At 36.9% G+C, this 22,526-nt stretch carries 24 protein-coding genes and 1 pseudogene; 10 read left to right on the top strand and 15 right to left on the bottom strand.

What is annotated here, in order from left to right; genetic code table 11:
• Nucleotides 1-33: 33 nt before the first annotated feature.
• A complete protein-coding gene (locus tag ACPF64_RS10830) occupies nucleotides 34-309 on the bottom strand; it encodes a hypothetical protein (protein ID WP_426453198.1) in 276 nt (91 codons plus the stop codon).
• A 164-nt stretch (nucleotides 310-473) separates the two neighbouring features.
• On the opposite strand from ACPF64_RS10830, the gene ACPF64_RS10825 reads away from it, so the two are divergent.
• On the top strand, nucleotides 474-1,079 hold the full coding sequence (locus ACPF64_RS10825; RefSeq protein ID WP_426453196.1) for a DoxX family protein: 606 nt from the start codon (nucleotides 474-476) through the stop codon (nucleotides 1,077-1,079).
• Between the two features lie 125 nt (nucleotides 1,080-1,204).
• Here ACPF64_RS10825 and ACPF64_RS10820 read toward each other — a convergent pair whose 3' ends face one another.
• From ACPF64_RS10820 to ACPF64_RS10790, 7 genes are all read right to left on the bottom strand, one after another.
• Complete coding sequence (locus ACPF64_RS10820) at nucleotides 1,205-2,149, bottom strand: DUF4424 family protein (protein ID WP_426453194.1); 945 nt, start codon at nucleotides 2,147-2,149, stop codon at nucleotides 1,205-1,207.
• A 124-nt stretch (nucleotides 2,150-2,273) separates the two neighbouring features.
• On the bottom strand, nucleotides 2,274-2,618 hold the full coding sequence (locus tag ACPF64_RS10815; RefSeq protein ID WP_426453192.1) for a hypothetical protein: 345 nt from the start codon (nucleotides 2,616-2,618) through the stop codon (nucleotides 2,274-2,276).
• Nucleotides 2,619-2,928: 310 nt separating this feature from the next.
• The gene (locus tag ACPF64_RS10810; RefSeq protein ID WP_198078078.1) at nucleotides 2,929-3,387 is read right to left on the bottom strand and encodes a hypothetical protein; all 459 of its coding nucleotides are present in this window, start codon (nucleotides 3,385-3,387) and stop codon (nucleotides 2,929-2,931) included.
• A 250-nt stretch (nucleotides 3,388-3,637) separates the two neighbouring features.
• Nucleotides 3,638-3,832: a hypothetical protein gene (locus ACPF64_RS10805; protein ID WP_426453190.1), complete on the bottom strand. Its 195-nt coding sequence runs from the start codon at nucleotides 3,830-3,832 to the stop codon at nucleotides 3,638-3,640.
• 172 nt (nucleotides 3,833-4,004) lie between these two features.
• Nucleotides 4,005-4,322: a hypothetical protein gene (locus tag ACPF64_RS10800; protein WP_003650981.1), complete on the bottom strand. Its 318-nt coding sequence runs from the start codon at nucleotides 4,320-4,322 to the stop codon at nucleotides 4,005-4,007.
• Nucleotides 4,323-4,464: 142 nt separating this feature from the next.
• Complete coding sequence (locus ACPF64_RS10795; protein ID WP_426453188.1) at nucleotides 4,465-5,169, bottom strand: hypothetical protein; 705 nt, start codon at nucleotides 5,167-5,169, stop codon at nucleotides 4,465-4,467.
• Nucleotides 5,170-5,530: 361 nt separating this feature from the next.
• Nucleotides 5,531-5,764, bottom strand: a complete 234-nt coding sequence (locus tag ACPF64_RS10790; protein ID WP_060465911.1) for a hypothetical protein — start codon at nucleotides 5,762-5,764, stop codon at nucleotides 5,531-5,533.
• 107 nt (nucleotides 5,765-5,871) lie between these two features.
• On the opposite strand from ACPF64_RS10790, the gene ACPF64_RS10785 reads away from it, so the two are divergent.
• A complete protein-coding gene (locus ACPF64_RS10785; protein ID WP_426453185.1) occupies nucleotides 5,872-6,126 on the top strand; it encodes an ArsR/SmtB family transcription factor in 255 nt (84 codons plus the stop codon).
• Between the two features lie 58 nt (nucleotides 6,127-6,184).
• On the opposite strand, the gene ACPF64_RS10780 is transcribed toward ACPF64_RS10785, so the two are convergent.
• From ACPF64_RS10780 to ACPF64_RS10765, 4 genes are all read right to left on the bottom strand, one after another.
• On the bottom strand, nucleotides 6,185-6,892 hold the full coding sequence (locus ACPF64_RS10780) for a hypothetical protein (protein WP_426453183.1): 708 nt from the start codon (nucleotides 6,890-6,892) through the stop codon (nucleotides 6,185-6,187).
• Nucleotides 6,893-7,022: 130 nt separating this feature from the next.
• The gene (locus tag ACPF64_RS10775; protein ID WP_426453181.1) at nucleotides 7,023-7,334 is read right to left on the bottom strand and encodes a hypothetical protein; all 312 of its coding nucleotides are present in this window, start codon (nucleotides 7,332-7,334) and stop codon (nucleotides 7,023-7,025) included.
• A gap of 51 nt (nucleotides 7,335-7,385) precedes the next feature.
• Nucleotides 7,386-7,793, bottom strand: coding sequence for a hypothetical protein (locus tag ACPF64_RS10770; protein ID WP_426453179.1), 408 nt, complete (start codon nucleotides 7,791-7,793; stop codon nucleotides 7,386-7,388).
• A gap of 80 nt (nucleotides 7,794-7,873) precedes the next feature.
• The gene (locus tag ACPF64_RS10765; protein WP_426453178.1) at nucleotides 7,874-8,428 is read right to left on the bottom strand and encodes a TetR/AcrR family transcriptional regulator; all 555 of its coding nucleotides are present in this window, start codon (nucleotides 8,426-8,428) and stop codon (nucleotides 7,874-7,876) included.
• Between the two features lie 704 nt (nucleotides 8,429-9,132).
• Between ACPF64_RS10765 and ACPF64_RS10760 the strand changes: the two genes are divergently transcribed.
• Complete coding sequence (locus tag ACPF64_RS10760) at nucleotides 9,133-9,891, top strand: HD domain-containing protein (protein WP_426453176.1); 759 nt, start codon at nucleotides 9,133-9,135, stop codon at nucleotides 9,889-9,891.
• Nucleotides 9,892-9,953: 62 nt separating this feature from the next.
• On the opposite strand, the gene ACPF64_RS10755 is transcribed toward ACPF64_RS10760, so the two are convergent.
• Nucleotides 9,954-10,553: a TetR/AcrR family transcriptional regulator gene (locus ACPF64_RS10755; protein ID WP_426453174.1), complete on the bottom strand. Its 600-nt coding sequence runs from the start codon at nucleotides 10,551-10,553 to the stop codon at nucleotides 9,954-9,956.
• Nucleotides 10,554-10,733: 180 nt separating this feature from the next.
• Between ACPF64_RS10755 and ACPF64_RS10750 the strand changes: the two genes are divergently transcribed.
• Genes ACPF64_RS10750 through ACPF64_RS10740 form a run of 3 tightly spaced genes read left to right on the top strand, consistent with a single transcriptional unit; the run spans nucleotide 10,734 to nucleotide 13,603 of the window.
• The gene (locus ACPF64_RS10750; protein ID WP_426453172.1) at nucleotides 10,734-11,786 is read left to right on the top strand and encodes a sugar phosphate isomerase/epimerase family protein; all 1,053 of its coding nucleotides are present in this window, start codon (nucleotides 10,734-10,736) and stop codon (nucleotides 11,784-11,786) included.
• A gap of 19 nt (nucleotides 11,787-11,805) precedes the next feature.
• Complete coding sequence (locus ACPF64_RS10745; protein WP_426453170.1) at nucleotides 11,806-12,705, top strand: alpha/beta fold hydrolase; 900 nt, start codon at nucleotides 11,806-11,808, stop codon at nucleotides 12,703-12,705.
• Entirely contained in the window at nucleotides 12,689-13,603 is a 915-nt protein-coding gene (locus ACPF64_RS10740) for an alpha/beta hydrolase (protein ID WP_426453168.1), read from the top strand. The genes ACPF64_RS10745 and ACPF64_RS10740 overlap by 17 nt, the downstream gene beginning before the upstream one ends.
• A gap of 121 nt (nucleotides 13,604-13,724) precedes the next feature.
• Here ACPF64_RS10740 and ACPF64_RS10735 read toward each other — a convergent pair whose 3' ends face one another.
• On the bottom strand, nucleotides 13,725-15,671 hold the full coding sequence (locus ACPF64_RS10735; RefSeq protein WP_426453166.1) for a phosphatase PAP2 family protein: 1,947 nt from the start codon (nucleotides 15,669-15,671) through the stop codon (nucleotides 13,725-13,727).
• Between the two features lie 363 nt (nucleotides 15,672-16,034).
• On the opposite strand from ACPF64_RS10735, the gene ACPF64_RS10730 reads away from it, so the two are divergent.
• Entirely contained in the window at nucleotides 16,035-16,457 is a 423-nt protein-coding gene (locus tag ACPF64_RS10730) for a DoxX family protein (RefSeq protein ID WP_426453164.1), read from the top strand.
• A gap of 149 nt (nucleotides 16,458-16,606) precedes the next feature.
• On the opposite strand, the gene ACPF64_RS10725 is transcribed toward ACPF64_RS10730, so the two are convergent.
• Nucleotides 16,607-17,986, bottom strand: coding sequence for an EAL domain-containing protein (locus ACPF64_RS10725; protein ID WP_426453162.1), 1,380 nt, complete (start codon nucleotides 17,984-17,986; stop codon nucleotides 16,607-16,609).
• 369 nt (nucleotides 17,987-18,355) lie between these two features.
• Between ACPF64_RS10725 and ACPF64_RS10720 the strand changes: the two genes are divergently transcribed.
• The 3 genes and pseudogenes from ACPF64_RS10720 to ACPF64_RS10710 all read left to right on the top strand — a co-directional run bounded on the left by ACPF64_RS10720 (nucleotide 18,356) and on the right by ACPF64_RS10710 (nucleotide 22,461).
• Nucleotides 18,356-18,862: a sigma-70 family RNA polymerase sigma factor gene (locus tag ACPF64_RS10720; protein WP_004642252.1), complete on the top strand. Its 507-nt coding sequence runs from the start codon at nucleotides 18,356-18,358 to the stop codon at nucleotides 18,860-18,862.
• Nucleotides 18,863-18,892: 30 nt separating this feature from the next.
• Nucleotides 18,893-19,859: pseudogene (locus tag ACPF64_RS10715) on the top strand (FecR domain-containing protein).
• A 58-nt stretch (nucleotides 19,860-19,917) separates the two neighbouring features.
• Nucleotides 19,918-22,461, top strand: a complete 2,544-nt coding sequence (locus ACPF64_RS10710) for a TonB-dependent siderophore receptor (protein ID WP_426453159.1) — start codon at nucleotides 19,918-19,920, stop codon at nucleotides 22,459-22,461.
• Nucleotides 22,462-22,526 lie beyond the last annotated feature (65 nt).

Here is a 22,526-nt window from a genome sequence, read left to right as displayed (position 1 = left end):
CCAGAAGGCCGACATCATCCATGATCAGATTGTTTACTTAGCGCCGCACTTGCCGTCCGCTGCTTTTTTGGTTGCTCCACATTTTCCATCAGCTGCTTTTTTATCTGCACCACATTTTGCTTCGGCAGACTTTTCGTGGTTTTTCATTTTGCTAGCACCGCATTTTGCTTCACCGCATTTTCCATCTGCTGCTTTGGTTGCATGTGCTTCGGTTGTTGTATGGGTTGCTGCTACCGCCACTTGTGTAGCGCCAGCAACTGATAGTGCTAATAATGCCGCCACTGAAGTCATTGAGTTGAGTTTATTCATTTTAGTATTCCTTTAAAGATAAATTCTCGGTTTGTACATTTGTACGTATAGTTAGACGGACCAAATCCTTTTTTATTACACCGTAAATAAAAAAAAATTTTATGTAAGAAATACAGTCTTTATCCGACTAATTAATATTCAATCGCATCGGATGTGAAATTATCATGAAGAATTTTATTTATGGTTTATCTCAATATTATCAAAAACTGGGTAAAACTCTACAACATGCAGATGGCATCGCAGCTCTGGCTCTTCGATTGTATCTAGTGCCTATATTTTGGATGGCAGGCACAAATAAATTAATGCACTTCAATGATATTGTAGAATGGTTTGGCAACTCAGATGGAGGTTTAGGACTTCCCTTTCCATATCTAATGGCCCTGCTTGCAACAACAACTGAACTCGCGGGCGCAATACTATTAACATTAGGTTTATTTACCCGTTTAATCAGTATTCCACTTATTATTACGATGTTAGTTGCTATATTTACGGTACACCTCCCAAATGGTTGGCAAGCAATTGCTGACCCAAATGCACCCTTTGCAAACATGCAGGTGTTGGCTTCAGCTGAAAAGTTAGAGAAGGCTCGTGAAATACTACAAACCTACGGCAATTATGACTGGCTCACGTCTAGTGGTTCGTTTGTAATTTTAAACAATGGAATTGAGTTTGCCGCTACGTATTTAGTCATGCTTCTCGCACTGCTTGTTCTTGGAGGCGGCCGTTATTTTAGTTTAGATTATTGGATTAAAAAGAAACTGCCTAATTAATCATTACGTCAACAATCCTACATGCAGCAACATAGAGCATCTTTTTGCTTATTGTGTGCCATGTTTAGCTCATGACACACAATCAATAGTGAGGCAATTTGGTCAAACCAGAAGCTTGTATGAAATTATCTAACTCTCACAAAAATAATATCTAGGTCTTTTTTGGGTACAAACTTGGTTTTGGTCATCTGAAATTGAGTTGGACTAATCTTTTTAACTTGTCCATCCCAGCAAAAAGAAACCAGTTCATCTTTATCACGCTCAATGGTTAGCTTAAAGTTTTCAATCGGCTTTGCCCAATTTGCGCCCGTTGTCAAAATATAACCCAAAGCACTAAATGGTGAATTTTCTGCACTGGCTTTTTTTAAGCCCTGCTTAAATTGATTATCCATACAAAATTGTCGGCTATCTTCCTCGGGATATAAGGCAACAGAACCACCTACCAAAGGTTTATATTCATGGTAAATTTTAGTCAAACTATTGGCTTTAAAGGTTTGCTTCCAGCTATAGATCACTTGAGATGACCACGGGATTACATCATCTTTTTTAAAATTAGCTAAAATTTTCTGTATTTGTGGTTTATTACATTGTTTTAGCTTATCTACATAATACTCATAATCATAGTTATTACGCAGCCACGGGTTGAGCATATCTTTTTCACTAAAACCGCATTGCTTAAATTCGTCTGTTGCATCAATCAGAGGCGATTTTTCATCTTTTTGAATAAACGTTCTGACATGCATTTCCGGTTTTATATTTTTCCCATCAACCACAATCTTAAAACTTTTTAGAAGTTCTTCGGTATGGGCAAAATCAGACTCAAAGAAATTATCAATGCGTGGTAGCGGAAATAAGATTGTTTCAGTGACCTCTTTATTGCTTAGGTTTTTATAGAGGTAATCGACCTTAATCAGTTTTTTACTAATAAATAGATCTTCGCTTTGCATGGCAATCTGCGAATTTTTGAGATATTGAATTCCACCTGTACCAACATAGCCCGTAGAATCATTGGCTACGCTATAGGTCGATAGTTGAATCAATACAGTAAAAGTCATTACAAGCTTTTTCATTTTAAAGTGCTCTATGTCATTTTCTAATTATGGAATGTCAATCTGTGGTAAATCATATTATATATTTCACCCACAAAAAACCGTCTAAAGACGGTTCGTTCATACATTTAAAATCTAATTCCTTTTAATGATAATTTAGTTTTTGCCTCATCATCTTTTTTTGCACACTAATTTTTCCGATAAAATTGGTTAGCCATAAAATGCATTCATCCCGATGTTCAAAATGTGGAATCAAACTTAGATCAACTTTTATATCTCTATCTGCCAAAGGCAAACTCAAGCAATATTCAAAGTCGATAGAGTTGTACTTTAACTTTAGATCTTTTTCTTCGGCCTGCTTTTTGATTTCAGCCATAATTCGATTGAGGTTAACAATCAAGTTATTTGAAACTTGGTTATTTTCATAAATACGTTCATATACATTTTCAGCAACGTCTATGTATTTTACTAACTCGGCATTTTCGTTCATATTATTTATATTCCCCTTTTTTAAAGATTATGAACAGCTAAATGTTTAATTGCGTTACTTGACACATTGCTTATGTGAAAACCGTATATTTTTCTTTATTAACAAATATCACTAAGATATTGTTATTTATTATAATTCAATAGATATTTGCACATTTGTATACATTTAATATTTTCTAAAATCTAAATTTAGACAATATTAAATGTTATTAGGATGAGATTAAGACAAAAAAAACCGCCCCAGAAGGCGGTCGCTGAAGTTAAACCAGCAGTATATAGAAGTGTGGTGGATAGTCACTTCTACATTCTTTTTATGAGGGAGTTTTATTGGTTTTACTAAAATCTTCAGATTTAAAATAATTGATAATCATGTCTGCATGCTCTTCTTTTTGAGGAGCTACAGATACAGGAAATGCATCTTTCGACATATTAAAACCTGGTGGAAGAAATTGCGAAATTGGTGGCAATTTAGGTTTTCCACCTTCCGTAATTCGTTCAATAAAACCAGCTAACCATAGAAGATACTCTCCTTCATTTGCAAATTTTGGCATGACACTCAAGTCAATTTGAACTTTGCATTCACTTAAAGGTTTGGTTAAGTTCTCTTCAAAATCTATATAGTTGAACTTGAGCTTAAAGTCAGTTCCCTTGATCGCTTTTCGAATCTGACTAATTAAACAGTTAAGATTCTGAGTAATGTCATCAGTGAATAAGCTATCTTTTTTAATATTTTTATAAACCTTTTCGGCTACAGCTAAATACTTTGGCATTAACCTCTCTCCGTACTATTGTTATAAAGTGCTGATCTAAAAATCTTTTATGACTTTGATTATGCTCAAAGAAGTGTAAACAAAGGTAATCTTATAGGTGCGGTTTGTAAGTAATTAGCATCTTGTGTAAAGACAGCCTAAAAAACACCTAAAAAAATTATGGTTTTGATAACTCATCCACAAAATGAATGGTTGAATAGAGATAATTAGAAACATTTACTTTCATATTATTTTATACCAATTGGTAAAATTAATATATTTTCATCTGTTTATCACGTCGCATCAAACCCAAAACAGATCTACGCACTCTTATTTCTTCTTCAGAAAAGGGCAAGTGTTCTGTGAGTTCGTGAATTGATAGTGAATTATTTTCTATCAAGAAACAGTCTTGCTCTGTTGTCCAATTAGTCGTAGCCGATTCAGTTTGTTGTAAATAGCGTTTCATATTTCCTAGCAGACTAGTTTGCAATCTCAAGATGCCTGTCTTTCAGACGAGCTTATCCCTTAGATTTTGTGGTGATCTTAAGGCTCAATGTGATTATAGCAGTCTGTAGATGAGATGTTCAGCTCATAGCCTCTAATATAAAAAAGCCCACATACTGTGGGCTTCCTACTCATTATTTTGCGGCATTCACCCCAACAATAAACTGACTACAATTAGAACCTTCAGATGCGTTACCTAATTGCTTTTCAGAGAATTTGAATTTGGATGCAACTGACTCATAATCTTTTTTAAGGCTTTGCCCTGTTAGCTCACCAAGCTCTTTCACTTGTTCTGGTTTCAAGATGTCATGTTCAACAGCTTGGTTTACCATGACACATGCTGTCGTCATTGCGTCATAACGCGCAGCAGTTTTAGAGTAACCTAGAGCGCCGATTACTCCACCAACAATTAAGCCAATAATTACCGCTAAAGTTACGTGCATTTTATTCATTTTTTAAATACCTAAAAATCTAACCATAAAGAGGAGCACTTCAAAAGGTTGTGCTCAAGTCTAATTAAGATAAATGTATTTATCTGATATCAAAAGTTAGAATCTGTCAGATTTTTTGATAGATAAAGAGATTTCTAAATCATCAAGGTAAAAAAGCATTTGTTAGGAATACAAATCCGACAGAGAAAAATGCATTATCGTGATGAGAAATTTCATTGCCATAACTTGCATCTAACTGAACAAAGTCTTTATAGACCATGTATCGAAAACCTGTTTGGTAAAAGGAGTCGTTTCGGTCATTACCATATACTTCGGCAGTGAGCGTTAATGGATGAGTAAGTTGTGTTTCGGTTCCAATTCCCCACGTGGTCTGGTTTTTATGCGTGGTATTTTCGCGTAACCAGCCAAGGTTGGCATGGATTAAAAATTTATCATCAAAAGTAGAAATACTTAATGGAACATTGACCGTCCAATCTTTCTTTGAAGAGTCTTTAGTATTCATTTGAGTGCCAAAAGAAAAACCAACTCCCCAATCATTGGTTTCTAAAGGCTTTAATAAAGTTTTACCTTGTAAGGTTACATAGCTGACGTGCTCAGTATCATCGTTTAATCTTCCCAGCCCTACAGCAAATTCAAAATTGCCACCAAAATTACAGGCTGGCATTGCCCAATATTCTTTGTTGTCAGGATTATGCTGCATCCAAGATTCTAGTTGGCAGGTTTTTGGTGAAACAAGAGCAGCATCGTCAATAACCATAGGTCGTCCACTATGGCTAGTGTTAGATAAAGCCAATAAACAGAAACCTGAAATAAGTGAGCGTTTCTTTAAAGTAAATACCACTGGCATCACTCCCATAAGTTATGGAGCATATGCGAATACTGCAACCCGTCATGATTAAATCATGGGTTCATAATAGAAATGAAAAGATGAAAATAAAAAACCTCTTCTTGCATCCACAAAAAGAGGTCTGTTAGGACTTCAGTGGATACTTAGACTATTACCGATCGACTATTGTCACTCGAACAAGTACTCACAATGAAGCTCCTAAAAATTTGTTGGGCGGATTCTAAAATTACCTTTGTTAAATATCAAGTTAAAATTTAGTGACAACATGGTCTAACTCCGCAAGCAGATCGCAGGTATCTTTACTTTTTATATCAATGACTTTAATCATTATTGATTTCATCATTACTCCTTTTTTTACTTATCATTCAGATCCATCTAGTCTAGCCTGACGAGTTTCTGTTAATTCTGCATGTAGTTTATTATATTCTTCACGAGTGATATGACCTGTCACTAATAACGTGCGTAATGTGCCATAAAGAAAGCCAATATCATAACCCAAAGCATAATCACTAACTTTATCTTCTTTAGATGAATTTCTAATGCCTTCAATACCTTGATTTAACCAATCTAATGCATCTTGTGTAGAGTATTCCATAATTCATAGATCTATATTAACAGCCCAAATATTAATAATGATCTATCTAATAAAGCAAATATAAATATTAAAAAATCTCTATTTATACTATTAGATGATCGCCCCGTATGAATACGCTTTGGACCAAGTTCCCTCACCCAAACCCCAACAAAAAATATTCAAGCAACCGCTTTCTTTCATCTGGTTTATTGGGGTCTAAAAGAGTTTCTCTTAGCCAATCCTCTCTTTCTCAGCATCTTGCAAAAATGCGTGAGGAAGGACTAGTTGCGTATCGTCGTGAATCACAAACGCTGTATTACCGTATAGAAAATCCTGATATCGCAAAAATCATAGCGCTGCTTAAAAGTATTTTTCAGTCTTAAAGAAAGCCATATGGAAATATACGACTTTTGTTATGAATAAGTATGGGACTAAAACACTCTACTTATTCTTATTTAAAATTCTTTTACTTCGCTTTTGTTTTTTGCTTGGCACAGACATAGGGATAGCCACCTTACCTGTACCTAACCCGCGGAAAAAATAATTAATGATATATAGAAATAAAAGACCAAAATAAAAAATAGGAAATATACTAAATACAGTTATGATGATTTCCCATATCATCACCCCCACTCTGTAATTATACCCAAGTACTATAAGTCCACCTCTACGTCTGGGTCTCTGCTGAGTAATATCATCCTCAATAAAGTGAAAAATTCCGATAATAAAACATAGGGCAAATAAACTTGAGACTAATGTCTTTTTGATTAAAGGTTTCTCTAACCAAGGGTATTTTTTTGAAGATTCAAATTCGGCTTTAAAAAATATTTTATAAATTTCCTCTTGATAAGCTTTATTAACCCCATATTTTTTAATAAAAAAATAGCAGATAACACAACCAACAAAGAACATGACTATGGTTATGTAAATGCTATAAAGAATCGTAAAAAACGGTAATGGGCCTTTCGTACCAACAGTCACATGCATAGTTTGTGTGATGTATTGATATAGCTCATACTGCCATTCGTTTTTAGGATAGGCAGGAAATACAAATAAAGGAATAATAAAAAGAATGGAACATATAGCTATACTTCCTTTGTTCTCCTTACTTTTCAGTGCAATAGTAGACAGAAAGTTTTTAGAGGCCATAACTATATTTTACTATTATTGATGTTTCACCTTTTAATACCTCATTTGATAGTATCATTTCATCACTCACGTTCTAATCTTGAAACCAAATAAGTTGCTAATTTAACTAACATTATCTCTAATCTCAATATTAAACTCTCTTGACTATTGATATACTTTTATCTAGCTTAATATCTGTCTTAGCACCGATTTCTGATCGCAATAAATACATAACATTACTTATGCCCTTATTTAAATCTTCAGTAAACTCTTTAATAATTCCAGTTATTTTATTATTTTTTTCTTCAAATTCTTCTTCTTTATCAATAATCGGTTGCATAAGTTTTCCTGCATCCTCAATTTTAAATTCTATCAACTTAAATATATTTTCTTCTCGCTCATCTTGAAGATTATTAATACGCAACTCATCCAGTTTATGATATAAAATATTTAAATTATCCAAGCTATCACTATGTCTCTTTACTAAGTTTTCTAGTTCTTGAGATAAATCGAATTACCCCGTAAGCTCAAACATTAAAAACTCAATTCTTGGCAATATTAAATTAACAAAATCAACAACTTCCTTCTTTGTTCTTGTATCACATACAAATATAACTTTATCAAGATTTGTAGAAAAAGCCATTATTCTTTTCCACAACTCACTTTGGAAAGAATGCTTTTCAATTTGCAATACTTGCAAACCTGATAATAATAAAGAATATGATTCTGCAAACTCTAAATATACATTTTTCCTAGTTTCTGCTAATCGAGATACTTTTTGCAAATGTAATGCTGTATACCAAGAAAGTAAAATACCAACTACAATACCGATAGCTCCAATACATGAAGCAATTAATGTGTAATTAGCCTGAATTTGTGCACCTTTTAAAGTAGAAATTGCTGAAAATAACTCTTCACTCATACAAAAATTTAAACAGAAGTTAGTAGATAACTTCTAATCATTACACAGAGTTTATGATCAATAAACTTATAATAGTTCCCTCACCCAAACCCCAACAAAAAATACTCAAGCAACCGCTCTCTTTCATCTGGTTTTGTGGGGTCTAAAAGCTGAACCATTGCTCCATCAATCACAAACAAAAACATGTGTGCATCTTGTTTTGAAGCATTTTCATTCGTTGTTAAAAGCAACTTATAGATTTCATTAATGAACCAGTTCCGATATTCAACTACGGTCTGATAGGCCTTTGGATGTGTTTTCGCAATTTCAAAAATGGCTTTAAACGGCAAATGGTAAAGCCCTTCTAAGTCGGCATGTAAAAAGTAAAGCTTGTGCAATTTTTCAATTAGAGTTAATTCTTTTTGAGCGTTGATAATCGAAATCACTTCTTGTTTAAGGCCATCTGTTTGAAAGGTTAAGCTCATTTCAATGAGACGTTCTTTTGAATGAAAGTAGTTATAAAAAGTCGCTTTGGGCACTTTTGCCGACTCGATAATTCGGTCTACTCCGACGTTATGAAAGCCGTATTTATTAAAGAGAAATCTTGAAGTGTGAAGCACGCTTAAAGCACGAAATGGAAGATCTGAATGTGGCATAGTTTTACCGTTATAGAAAATTCTTGTTGTATATAAATGAGATATAAAATTAGCCATCCTTTTTTGGGAGAAAAAAAGGCATAGCAAAGCCATAAAGACTGTGCTTGGCACATCTCATGTTTTATTGTTGATTAAGTTTTTAGACGAAATAATTTAAAGCCTGAAAACCTTACGGCGATCAAACTGCTTTAAAAGTTTAAGTTGTGTCGTTATAGCTTTTGGTAAAGGCTGCCAAGAAATAATGGATGTGCAAAGCCAACTCCTTTTTATTTGGAGTTCTGCCAGACATTAAAATTATGGTGGCAGAACGGAAGTGGGTTCGCAGACTGGTCACACAACCAGCACACCCGAGGGTGTCCCACTCCCGTCCTACCGCAACGGGAGGGAACGAGATGGCCGCACAAAATTATTCCTCAGAGAAATAATCCTGATACGGGTGTGAATCGGTCTGCGACAACCGACTGGCAATGTAGGCCAGCAGGCAAAGAATAGTATTCAACCCTCTTTCAGTCAAGCACACGAAATGACAATCGTATTAAAATAGATCATTAAAAAGTAAGGATAAATAATTAAAATTTATTGTTAAATTGGGGTTTATAAAATGCCTATCAATCAAAGTTCTATCGGTATTTTAAAAGATCCAACTTGCAAAAAACCATCTACAATAATATTTTAGAGTAATTACTCTAAATTGAGATTTACTAATGAAAACTATAAGAATTGGTTCATATAACTGGATGCAAACTACAAATGGTCAGCTCAATTTCAAAGAGAAAATTAAGTTAATTCAAAAAATTATGCTGCCAACTATTATGGCCTCTATAAAAATAAATTACTTTCGATTCAGAACTTCCCATGATTTTGATATCGATCAGATCGTAATACCAGATACTCAAATGGTTAAAGTCGCGCTTGATGAACTAGAGGCTAAAGCAAATATATCTATCTACAATCATTCATGGCGGACCTATTTCTGGGGAGCTGCCTTAGGCAATATACAAAAACAGCAATTTGACCATGAATCACTTTTAATAGCCTCACTTTTTCATGATATTGGCTTAACTGAGCAACATATTCATAGTAAAGGTTGTAATTGTTTTACCTATGAGAGTGCTAAACAATTTGAGCTAAAGGCTAAAGAACATAGCTTTGATGAAAAGAAAAGTGAAGTTATTAGAGATGCTATCTGCTTACATATGAACGGCTATATTGATCATTCTGACCCAGCAGAAATTACGCTATTACAGCAAGGTGCATCCTGTGATGTGATTAGTGATGGTCTATATAGACTCCCCCTATCTTTTAGAAATGAAATTTTAGAAAAATACCCTCGAAAACAATTTAATAAAGAATTTATTGAGCTTATCGATTTAGAGAGAAAAAGTGTTCCAAATTCACGGACAGGTTTATTATCTGAACTTGGTTTACCACTCATGATTAAGTCAAATTTATATGAAGAGTAATTTTCTATTAGAACTATTAATCGTAAAAAATCTCAAAAGACTTAGCTTGAAATTTCAATTCACTAAACACTCACAACATATTGCTCTAGATTTTTTAATGCAAAATTAATCACTTGAGAAAGCTCTTCTTGCGAATATCCATCTCTTGCTTGAACAGATAATCCATGCAGAACAAGCGCGTAATATTGCCCTAAAGTTTTAGGGTCTGCATCTGCGACCAATTGACCATCTGATTTTGCTTGAACAAATCGTTCGACTAGACTTTGGCCCCGTGCAATACGCTGTGCTTTCATCCAGTCTAAAACAGCTTGATTTTCTTCGCCTAGCACACTCGCTGCCGACACAACCATGCAGCCATAGGAATGGTTGGCTTGCGTGTAAAGTGCTAGCGCATCTTGAAATAATTGGCTGATGGCATCTTTAATATTTTTTTGCTTTAAAGCATTTAAGGCGAAATTTCCTTCATTTTTTTCGTAGTGATTTACAGCCTCTCTAAACAAAGCCTCTTTTGAGCCAAATGCTTTATAAATTCGAGCTGAGGCAATCCCCAAAACTTCAACTAAATCTGACATTGATGTGCCTTCATAGCCGTGAAGCCAGAAAAAATCTCTCGCTTTTACGAGGGCTTCTTCTCGATCAAACTCTCTTGGTCTGCCAGCCATAATGACCCTTCATCAAATTCAGTACGTGTTTTCATTATTATTCGAAAAAAATATTTTCACAAATAAATCAATGAGATTTATTCAAAATAGTCCCGTTTTGTTTTGATTTTAAAATAAAAAGTTGTTTTTATCCAAAATTCAGCCTATTGTTTGTCGACCGACAACTAATTAGGTTTTATTATGAAAACCATCAAAGGCCCTAGTATTCATCTTGCTCAATTTAGTGATGATGTTTTCCCTTTTAACCGTCTAGAAGATATTGCTGCTTGGGTAGCAAACCAAGGCTTTGAAGCGGTACAACTTCCTGCTTGGGATAAGCGTTTATTTGATGTCAATTTGGCAGCAGAAAGCCAAGATTATTGCGATGAAATATTAGGTACTTTAAACAATCATGGCTTAAAAATTAGTGAGTTAACGACTCATATTTTTGGGCAGTTAATGGCTGTGCACCCTGCTTATGACTCAATGTGCGATAACTTTGCCCCCTCTCATTTGCATGGCAATTCAGCAGCTAGAACCGAGTGGGCAAAACAACAAATGCTCGCTTCAATTCAAGCTTCTGCCCGCTTAGGTCTTAAAGACATGGGGACATTTTCAGGTTCTTTGGCATGGCCTTATGTATTTCCATTTCCTCAAAGACCGTCAGGACTCATCGAAACGGCGTTTGATGAATTAGCGCGTCGCTGGCTTCCTATTTTGAATGCTTGTGATGAACAAGACGTCAACCTTTGCTATGAAATTCACCCCGGTGAAGATTTGCATGACGGTATTACATTTGAAATGTTTTTAGAGCGAACTCATAACCACCCACGTTGCCATATTCTTTTTGACCCAAGCCATTTTGTTTTGCAGCAACTGAACTATGTGGAATATATCGATATCTATAAAGATTTCATTCGCATGTTTCATGTTAAAGATGCCGAATTTAATCCAACAGGTCGTCAAGGAATGTATAGCGGCTATCAAAGCTGGGGAAATCGAGCGGGTCGATTCCGTTCTACGGGTGATGGTCAAGTTGACTTTAAAGCGATTTTTTCCAAGTTAGCGCATTACGACTACGAAGGCTGGGCAACATTAGAGTGGGAATGCTGCCTCAAAAATAAAGACGATGGCGCACGCGAAGGTGCCGAGTTTATTAAGCACAATATTATTCATGTCACCGATAAAGTGTTTGATGACTTTGCTGCTGCCCCTGTGAATCAGACTCAAATTAATCAGTTATTAGGGATTTAAGGAACCGTAAGAGATCAACATGAAAACTCAATTATTCAATGAAAACTCACATAACGAATTCCAACATCATTACATTCACATCGAAAGTAAAAAATTACACTACGTCACCTTAGGGGAAGGTCCAGTTGTATTACTGATTCCGGGTTGGCCACAAACATGGTACGCGTGGCACAAAGTCATGGTTGAACTGGCGAAACAGGGTTATCGAGCAATCGCTGTTGATTTACCCGGAACCGGAAATTCAGCTCCACTTGAGGGAAGTTACGATACGGGGCGTATCGCTAAAATTTTATCAATGCTCATGACTGAACTTGAATATCCAACTTATTCGGTTGTGGGTCATGATATTGGGATGTGGGTTGCCTATGCGCTTGCATCTGACTTTCCTGATTCTGTAACTCGTCTTGCGGTAACAGAAGCAGTGATTCCTGGTTTAGCGCCCGCACCTCCTATTTTTGTTGAGCCAAGTGAAAATATTTTTCTTTGGCATTTCATGTTTAACCAAACCCTAGATTTACCCGAAGCTTTAATCACAGGCCGTGAAGATACTTATTTAAATTATATGTTTGATAAATGGTCGTGGCACAAAGACAAAGTGGCTATTGAAACTTATATTGAAGCCTATAAAATTCCGGGTCGATTAACGGCGGGTTTTAATTATTACCGTTCTATTCCAGAGACCATACGTCAAAATAAAATCAGAGAAACTAAAAGCTTAGACATGCCAGTTTTAGCCATAGGCGCTGAACATGCCACAGACAATGCACCTTATGAAACCATGAAAAAGGTTTCACCGCATTTAACCAGTGCGATTGTAAAAGACTGCGGTCATTTCATTATGGAAGAACAGTCAGAAACATTTAGCTCTCTCATTTTAGATTTTTTACAGCAGGAAAAAAGCCATGCCTCTACTTGCTGAAATTGAAAACTGGCTTAAGTCCAAACCAACCGCACAAGCCGTAAACTCGTTGCAAGAGCTAAGGGAGCAAGTAAACAAAGACATTATTGATCAGCAAGGCATTCATAATGATGCAAGCTATCAACAAAGTTTTTATGTTGCTGTTTCAGATGATATGGAAATTGAGGTTCGTGTTTATGTTCCCCATTCCCTAGAAAACACTGAGCAACGACCCGCTTTAGTTTTTGCTCATGGTGGAGGCTGGTGTCTGGGAAGTTTAGATGCATGGGACCGCTCGTGTCGGTTATTAGCAGAATCCACTCAACTGGTTGTGTTTTCTGTGGACTATCGATTGGCTCCAGAGTTTAAGTTCCCAACACCTTTAAATGATTTTTTTACGGCCTTCCGTTATATCAGCGAAAATGCTTCACTATTTGGAATTGATCCAAACCATATTGCTGTAGGTGGAGATAGTGCCGGCGCAAACATAGCTGCGGCCACATGTCTCATGGCAAAACAACACCCAGAAATTAAGGTGAGCCATCAACTTCTTTTCTATCCTGCCTTAGATGCCACGATGAGTAGTAATTCTTATAGCCAATACGCCGAAGGTTATGGTTTGGACTCATCCACAATGGTTTATTGCTGGGATCAATATGTGCCGCATGAAAGTGAAAAACAGAATGAACTTGTAAGCCCGTTACTCGCTCAGTCTTTAGAAGGACTACCGGATGCGACCATTTTTATTTGTGAATATGATCCCGTTCGCGATGACGGTGAAAGATATGCTCAAAAACTGTGGGATGCTGGTATTCAGGTGAATTTTCATTTGTTAGACGGAATGATTCATGGCGCGATTCACATGCTGGCAATCAGTCCCGAGAATGTAAAATCTATCTATAGCAAAATTCGTATGTAGATATATTTTTCCATTATTCAAACATGTTGCTTAGTCGGGCCACTCTTCAAAATTGTTTAATTACACTTCTGGAGTGGCCCAATTAAATTTTAACTATGGATGTCGATTATCTCAGTTAAGCTTATGACACCGTGAACTTAACGCTATTATTTTGATAGATTGGCGTAATATCCTTGCCATTCAGTGTCACTTTTTTATAGGCGCCTTGAACTTTTTTAGCTGATAACACCGTATACGTTCCTGCCGCTAAATTGTCTTTTGTGACGAGCTGCAATGTTCCATTTAAGGTAAGCGTATTTGCCACCTGAACTGCTGGAAGTGCATTTGACTTGAAAGTGATGTTGAATGTGGTCCCTGCAAGCTGAGTTAAATTACCCGCAATATTAACTGTTTTTGCTGAGTTGGTTTTTAATAGGCTATTTTCATGCATATAAATATCGCCTTGACCAGCACCATGCTCAGACAATATTTCTAAACCACCCTGCTTTAAATCAATACCGCCCGTAAATGAATTATTTCCTGTCAGTGCTAAAGTTCCTGTACCTAATTTGGTGAGTTTACCTGCACCCGTAATATCATTACTCCATTGGTCATATTGGCTAAAGCCACCTAAACTTGCATCCATGGTCAGATTTACGTCGCCATCAAAACTGCCATAACCTGCGCCTGCTCTAAACAGGTTTAAGCGACCGTATCCTTCTACGTCATCCATGACAGGATAACCCGAAGCAAGCGCAGTCGATTTTAGAACTACACGGCGCTGATCGGCAGTTAAATAAGGAAGTCGAGTTTCTAATAAAACTTCAGCCCCTTTAGGCACTGTTGCTATTTTTGTTTTATCGCCAATTTGGTTAAAACCATAGGTCATCCAGTGATTCACCTGCTGTTTTAATTTTTCAATATCGGCAAAACGGTCATTCGCGTCATAAGGTGTTTTAGACAAACCATAAAATGATTCAAACGTTGAGCTTTTGGTCTCTTTCATAAGCTGTGTTTGAGCTTGTAGATAAGCTTCTTTTCGTTGCTCAACAGTCATGGCATTTAAGTTTGCAACATCTGCGGCAATCGATTGAAGACGTCCGCCAATCACGTCCATGGCTGAATGCATTCCCGCAATAATACGTGAATCACCCAAATCTAAACCACGAGCGATTAGTTCCTGATAGCGTTGAGGCACTAAATAAGCCATTGCAATTGCATTTCGGCCAGCTTCAGCCGTGTGTCCGCTTGGGAATCCACCGTCAGTTGCAGGCGTACTACTTTTTGCAGACTCTAAACTAGGCACTACAATAACTTCAGAACTCCAACGCCATGGGCGAGCATATTTATAAAAACGTTTTGCAGACTCCGTCGAAGAGTTATTTCCCATCGCTTGAACAAATTCAACGACTTTTCCAAAGTTGGCGTTTCCATCAGCCGTGGTTAGTCCACTATTATTTCCTTTGTCATCATATTTTACTTGTGCGGCATCGGCTGGTACTGAATTGATTGTGGTGGTCTGCCCAGTAAGCTTTCTCCATGGATCAGTCAATGCTCCCATCCCTGTCGTTACGCTATAACTTTTTCCACGTCTATCATCTAAATAGGCACGAATAGCTTCTTCTTCTGTACGCTTATGCGTGGTCTGAATTGAATAATTAATGTTGTAGTTCAATACATCCGCATTCTTTTTTGTACCGTCCGTACTGTCGCCTGGTAAACCTGTCCAGTTTGATTCGACTACCGCCGGAAAGCCGTCTTTTGCCTCCGCAGACTGTCCTGCATCTACAAACAAACTTGATGGTGTCCATACATCTAAAAAGCCACTCAGCACACGTACCCCAGCATTTGTTTCAACCGTTGCATACCGCGCATCGCCACGTTGATTGGTCACCCATGAATCTACAATGGTGGTGATATTTGATGGGACTGGAGCAGTATCCTCAAAACCTACACCCTTTGGCGCTGCGGGTATTTCTTGATTTGCTGTCGAATTATCATCAGAAGAATTGCTGTCATTACACCCTGTAAAAAAGACCGAACAAGAGATAAGAGAAAGTAAAAGTGTATTTATTTTAAAGCTTGACATGATGTGACCCGTTTAATAAATATCCGTATCTTTCATCATTAATGTTTAGTTGTTATTACATATCACCAGTTAATTTAAATTTATTCTAAATAATATCTTTTCAGTTTTATAGGTCGGAACTGCCCATAAGCAAATGGATAAGGAAATTCTTTAAAGACAAGAATATCTAGATTCAGAGGGTGCAATTGTGAAACATTCTTGGTGATACTATACTCATACTCAGGAACACCATGTTTGGTATGGGCTGATTCGGCTATCGATATAGAATTATAAGAGTACAACCACTCTAATTAGAACTATCAAAAATGATTAAAGGTGCTCTCTATCACACTATCAACAATATACATATAAGGTGTATTTCATATGAATAACTTACAATATTTTGAGCTAAAAAGTGCCAGATCAATTTTATTATTACTTGCACGCATACTGCTAGTTGCTCTTTTTCTCATCTCAGGTATACCAAAATTGATGGGGTTTGAGGGCACTGTGGGTTACATGCAATCATTACATACCCCTCTTCCTGTTGTTGCAGCCGCTATTGCTGTAGCAATGGAAGTAGGCGGATCTCTTCTTATTGTGCTTGGCTTCTTTACCCGTCCAGTTGCTTTAATTTTTGCTTTATACACATTAGGAACTGCAATCATCGGCCATGCTTATTGGAATATGACAGGTGATGCCGTTCATCCTAATATGATTAATTTTTACAAAAATATAAGCATTATTGGGGGATTCATTTTATTAGCGTTCACTGGTCCTGGAACTATCTCTTTGGATAAAAAGTAAGATCCTTAAATTATCAGCTAATTTAAAAAGCATTGAGCTAAACGAAATAAACTAATATAAGTCAATTAAGAAAAAAGAGAGCTTGAGCTCTCTTTTTTTATTTTAAAAACTCATAAAAAAATAAGAAGAAAATCCAATTAAATCAAAAACTAATCAGAACTATTCAGATGTGGTACTTGTTCAAGAAAATCTTTTAAAGGCATCGGGCACCCCCATAAATAACCTTGAAACTCAGTACATCCATTGTTTTTAAAAGCGCTAAACTGTTCAGCAGTTTCAATTCCCTCTACTAACACTTGCAGATTCAAATCTAGTCCAATTTTAATAATGCCAGTGACTAATTTATTACTACGTTTATCATCCAAAGCTGCTTGTACAAAGCTACGATCAATCTTGATTTGCCTAATCGGCATCTTTTGTAAATAGCTTAAAGATGAATATCCTGTACCAAAATCATCAAGAGAAAGCTGAATTCCTTGTTTAGATAAGATATGCATTTTTTCAATCATGCTGACACAATTCGTTAAAGCAATATTTTCAGTGATTTCTAATATGAGTCGAGATGGATTTATCTCATACTGCTGAATCAGCCCGATCACACTCTGCTCAAAGTTTGGTTGCATGAAGTGATCAGCACTAATATTGATTGAAAGCGTAAGATCTTTGGTCTCGTCTTTTTTACTCCAATCTTTTAAAACTTTGCAGGCCTGAGCCAATACCCACTCCCCAATCTCTGGCATTAATCCAAAAGTTTCAGCCGCGGGAATAAAATCTTTTGTAGGAACATAACCTAAAACAGGATGTTGCCATCGTAATAAAGCTTCTGCGCCAATTAGTGTTTCAGAAGCATTGATTTGCGGTTGATAAAAAAGCTCAAATTGTTCTTTAGCCAGTGCTAAGCGTAAGTCTTGCACCATGGTGTTTTCTGTCTGTATCTCTAATTGCATGGTGTAAATTGAAATACAAATCATGAGGGTAGCGACACAAGTTGCAATCCAACCACCATGGTTACGAATATCTTCGGGCAAAGGTATAGCGCTCTCAAGATTAAAAGAGCTACCACTAAAAAATATAAAGCACCCAATCGACAATAGAATTAAAACGATTTGTAAAAAGCTTGGATTTCTACGGTAATTTAAATACCCCAATATCGCCCCAGCAGGTAAAAACAATTGAGCCACCTGCGGGCGGTCACTTGTAGCTACATCAAAAAATAAGCAAAAAATGACTGGAAAAACAAGCAAAACGACTTGAGATAAAAGAATGCCCGCTGAAACACGGTTGATATAAATGAGAAAAAGGCTAAATATGGAGATCAGTGTAAAAAAGATGTCCATACCAACAATCAACCACATTTGAGCAAATGCAAAATATATGGTCCAAAATAAACAAAAAATAATGCAAATAAAGATATTCGCTTTTGCTGCGATTGTAAGCTGCTGATCCTTTACGGCGCGGTAATTTTTCTGACGTTTTTTAAAGTAAGACGAAGCTATCATAAATAAATCAACCGTAAAATATTTCTTCATAGACCCCCATCTTGATCATTGATTTTCCTTTTCAATATTCACCAATAAAACTTCATGTTTTATTCCCTTGTTCTTTATATGATTCTTCTTGAGATCGGTGTTGTTTTAATTGTGGTGGTACAGCCCGGTTGTTTAATTGAATGATATTGCTTTTTCAATCACCCTATAATTTTAAAGTATTATTCCCTAACGATACATCCCTCAGCGCCCAAGGTACAGGCTTTAAATAGTGAAAAATTAGAACATTACCATTTTTAGAATATATCGTTTCAATGATTGATATTAATAATAATTATCATTACTATTTAAGAATATCTTAAATGTTTGTTTAATTGTGCTACTCATTACCAATTTGTGGGCTCCTCTGCTATGAACCTGAATGTAGATAAACAAGTATGGTTTAGCCAAATTTACCGTTCTCAGCAAACCACGCTCTTGTCATGGTTTAAACATAAACTTCAGCATCATCATCAATCTGAAGACCTGAGTCAGGAAGTGTTTTATCGTGCTTTAAAAAGTGAATATAGTTTTAAACAAATTAAAGAGCCGCAAGCATGGCTAATGGGGATCGCCAAGCATGTCATTATTGACCATTGGCGTCGTCAACATATTGAAAATCTCTATCTCGATGCCCTACAACATCTTCCAGAAGAATATTACCCCTCTGCCGAACATGAAGTTTATATTCAAGAAACCTTGTATCAGGTTCATTTAATTTTAGAAAAACTCCCTACCCGAACAGCTCAAGTGTTTTTGATGTCTCAACTAGACGGCATGACTTACCGAGAAATTAGTGAAAAAATCAATATTTCTGAGGCCACTGTAAAAAGAGATATGAAACAAGCTTTTTTAGCATGTATAGACCTCTATAATTAAACCCGTTAAACGCGCTTAAATTGCTACTCTATGTCAGATATTACGAAAATCCCTCACCATGTTTTAGATGCAGCCGCAGATTGGTTGGTAATTTTGCATTCAGGGGAAATGACAGCGTTACAGCAGCAACAGTTTGAGCAATGGAAAGCTGAAAAAAAAGAACATCAATTAGCACTCCTGCAAATGGAAAAATTTAGCCATGGTTTAACAAACCTTGCAGGTAACTTCCCTTCCGAAGCGTTAGTCCAGGCCAATCAAAAATTTAACCTCGCTGCTAAACGCAATATGCTGTTAAGTCTTTCGGGTTTAGTCGTCGTTAGCTTATCGGTATATTTCATCCCTTGGGAAAAATGGCAGTCCGACTATCACACCAAAGTGGGTGAGATTAAAAAAGTATCGTTAAAAGATGGTTCTCAACTCATTATGGCAAGTAATTGCTATATCGATATAAATTTCACACAAGAAACACGACAAATAAAATTAATAGATGGCGAAATTTATATTGAAACAGCAAAAGATGCTCAGCATCGACCATTTATTGTCGAAACAAAGAATGGTTCGGTAGAAGCTTTAGGTACTCAATTTTCAGTGAGACAAGAAAATAGCGAACAAACAAAAGTCAAAGTTTATAAACATGCAGTAGCCATTGAGCCAGAGAACTCATCTAAACGGCAGATATTAAAACAAGGTCAGCGTGCTTTTTTTGATGAAAAATATATTTCAAAATCACTTCCACTCGATAATGATCAGCCTTACTGGACGCAACAACTTTTAGTCGTAGATCAATGGCCACTCCAAAAAGTATTGGATGAATTATTCCGCTATAAAAAGGGAACCTATAGCATTGATCCGGAATTGAAAGATATTAAGATTTCTGGCGTGTTTTCTCTAAAAAATCCAGAGCAAAGCTTAGAAACTTTGGCCTATAGCCATCAACTTGAACTGACCTATTACAGTCCTTATCTGTTAAATATTAAAAAAAGATAAAAAAATGTGACCCTTTTTTTGATCTGGTTCGACTTATAGAGAAATACACTCTCTGTCGAGAAGACCACATGAAGGATTATCAAGCAAAAAGTAAACTGGCTTTGGCTATACGTGCAGTGCTGTGGAGTACGCCATTGGTGGTCACGGCGCTTACCACAACTTCTGCTTACGCTGCGCAAACTTATCGTATTTCAATTAATCAAAGCACCCTTGATCAGGCCATTAAGCAACTTGCGATTCAAACGGGTACGACCATTAGCTACGATAATACGAGCCTTTCAAAAACAAAAAGCAAAGCGCTTAAAGGGAATTACGCTGTTGATGATGCCTTAAACCTTTTATTGCAAAGTCACCCATTTGAAGCCGTTAAAGTCAACAATGGCGGCTATAGCATCCGAGTGAAGTCTTCTCCCGCTCCGCTTGAACCCAAAGTCTTTCAGTTGGAAACGATTAAAACCAAAGCAAATAACAATAATGAATTTGATACGGCGGGTGGTGAAGCAGGTACAGCCCATTTAGCAACGATTCATGTTAATGCTGATCATGGCGAAAACCTAACAACCGAAGGTTCTGGTCTATATACTGCAAAAGCCACCACTGCTTCTACTGGCCTAGCTTTAAGTTTGAAAGAAACGCCTCAACTGGTCAGTGTAATCACCAATCAACAAATGAAAGATCAGAACCTGACACAACTAACCGATGTTGTAAGTCAGGCAGCAGGCCTCTCAATTAAACAAGGCGGAAATATTGGTAGTGATAATTCCCCTATTTACGCTCGCGGTAAAGAAGTGGATAGTTATTTACTCGATGGCGTGAAGCTCATGAGTTCATATTCAAGTATTTTCCAAAGTCAGGACATGGCTTTATTTGACCGTGTAGAGGTTGTGCGAGGTGCAAATGGGTTAATGACAGGCGCTGGAAGTGCAAGCGCAAGTATTAATCTAGTCCGCAAAAAACCATTACAGGACTTTAAAGCTTCGGTGAGTGCTGATATTGGTTCTTGGGATTCTTACCGTACCGATATTGATGTTTCCACACCACTTAATGAATCAGGAAGTATTCGTGGTCGTACTCTTTTTGCCTACCAAAAATCAGACTCCTATATCGACCGCTACAACGAAGAACGTAAAGTGGCTTATGCCGTAGTAGAAGCTGATTTAACCGACCGAACCAAAGGTAGTTTAGGTGCTAGCTATCAACAAATTGACATGACTGGCGTTGCTAGAGGTGGCTTACCTAGCTTTTATACCGATGGGACATTAATCGACTGGTCTCGCTCAGATTCAGCAGCAGCAAGTTGGACGGGTTCTGACCGTTCTACTACATCTTACTTTGCCGATATTGAACACCAGTTGAATGACCGCTGGAAATTAAAAGGTGTGGTGTCTAGAACAATTACCGATTCGGATGAAATTGTAGGCTATACCTACTCAAGTAAAGGAATCGATAAGGCCACAGGTAGCGGGGCGATGTTGTATGCAACCCGTTGGGATTATCGCCCTACTCAAGATTTATTTAATTTAACTTTAAATGGTTCATTTGATTTGTTTAATCAAACTCATGATGTAGTACTCGGCACAACCTACACAAAAAGTAAAAATAAACGTCCTACCTATTCTGGCTGGAATAACTCAGTTGGCGGCAAAATGACATGGGATGGCACTCTAAAAAATATTTTTGCGTGGGATGGCAGTACACCTAACCGCCCCGAAACAAAAATAGATGGTTGGTACAGCGGAGATGACCGTAGCCAATCTATTTTTGGTGCTGTTCGTCTTAAAGCAACCGATAATCTTGCAGTTATTTTAGGCACTCGAATTGAAGACTGGGAACGCGTAACTGGCAACCATTCAGATGCTAACAATAAGACCACCTACACAACACAAGAAGAAAGTGGCAAGGTGATTCCATATGTCGGTGTTACCTATGATTTCACTGACAACTGGACTGCGTATGCAAGCTACACCAATATTTTTTCACCACAAGATAAGAAAGCTGTTACAGGCGAATACATAGACCCATTAATAGGCAATAGTACCGAGCTGGGTATTAAGGGTGAGTTTTTTGATAATCAGTTAAATGTTGGCGCTGCTATTTATCAAACTAAAGAGGACAATACAGCGATTGCATTAACCAATGTATTTGCCCCAGATGGTTCTCAAGCCTATCGAACGGAATCTGGCACAAAAAGCCGCGGCTTTGAAATTGAAGCGACAGGTAAGTTGACTGATTTATGGCAAGTTTCCACAAGCTTTAGCCGTAACTTATCAAAAGATAGCCAAGACAACCGATTAAATACTGGTGTGCCAAATAACACAGCTAAACTGTTCACCACCTATACCCTACCTTATCTTGATGAAGCGCTTACCATTGGAGGCGGCATTCGTTGGCAAAGCGAAATTTATGATAAAAATGCAGTCTCTGCAACGGGTAGATTCACTCAAGAAAGTTACGCTTTAGTCGACTTAATGGCACGTTATAAGGTGAACAATAATCTTATGCTCAACTTTAATGTTAATAACTTATTTAATGAGAAATACCATTTAGCCACTACAAATAGCTATTACGGTGCTCCAACTAATTTCCGAGTGGGCATGAAATATGAGTGGTAAATAGATTAGTCGACTTTTAAAGACCTTACTTCAGAGGCAAATAATGTTCTTCTGAAGTAAGGTTA

Origin of the sequence: Acinetobacter sp. KB005, assembly GCF_049949095.1 — a bacterium.
Classification (GTDB): Bacteria; Pseudomonadota; Gammaproteobacteria; order Pseudomonadales; family Moraxellaceae; genus Acinetobacter; species Acinetobacter calcoaceticus.
Note: the sequence above shows the minus strand (reverse complement) of the source record. Positions and strands in the feature narration are given on the sequence as shown.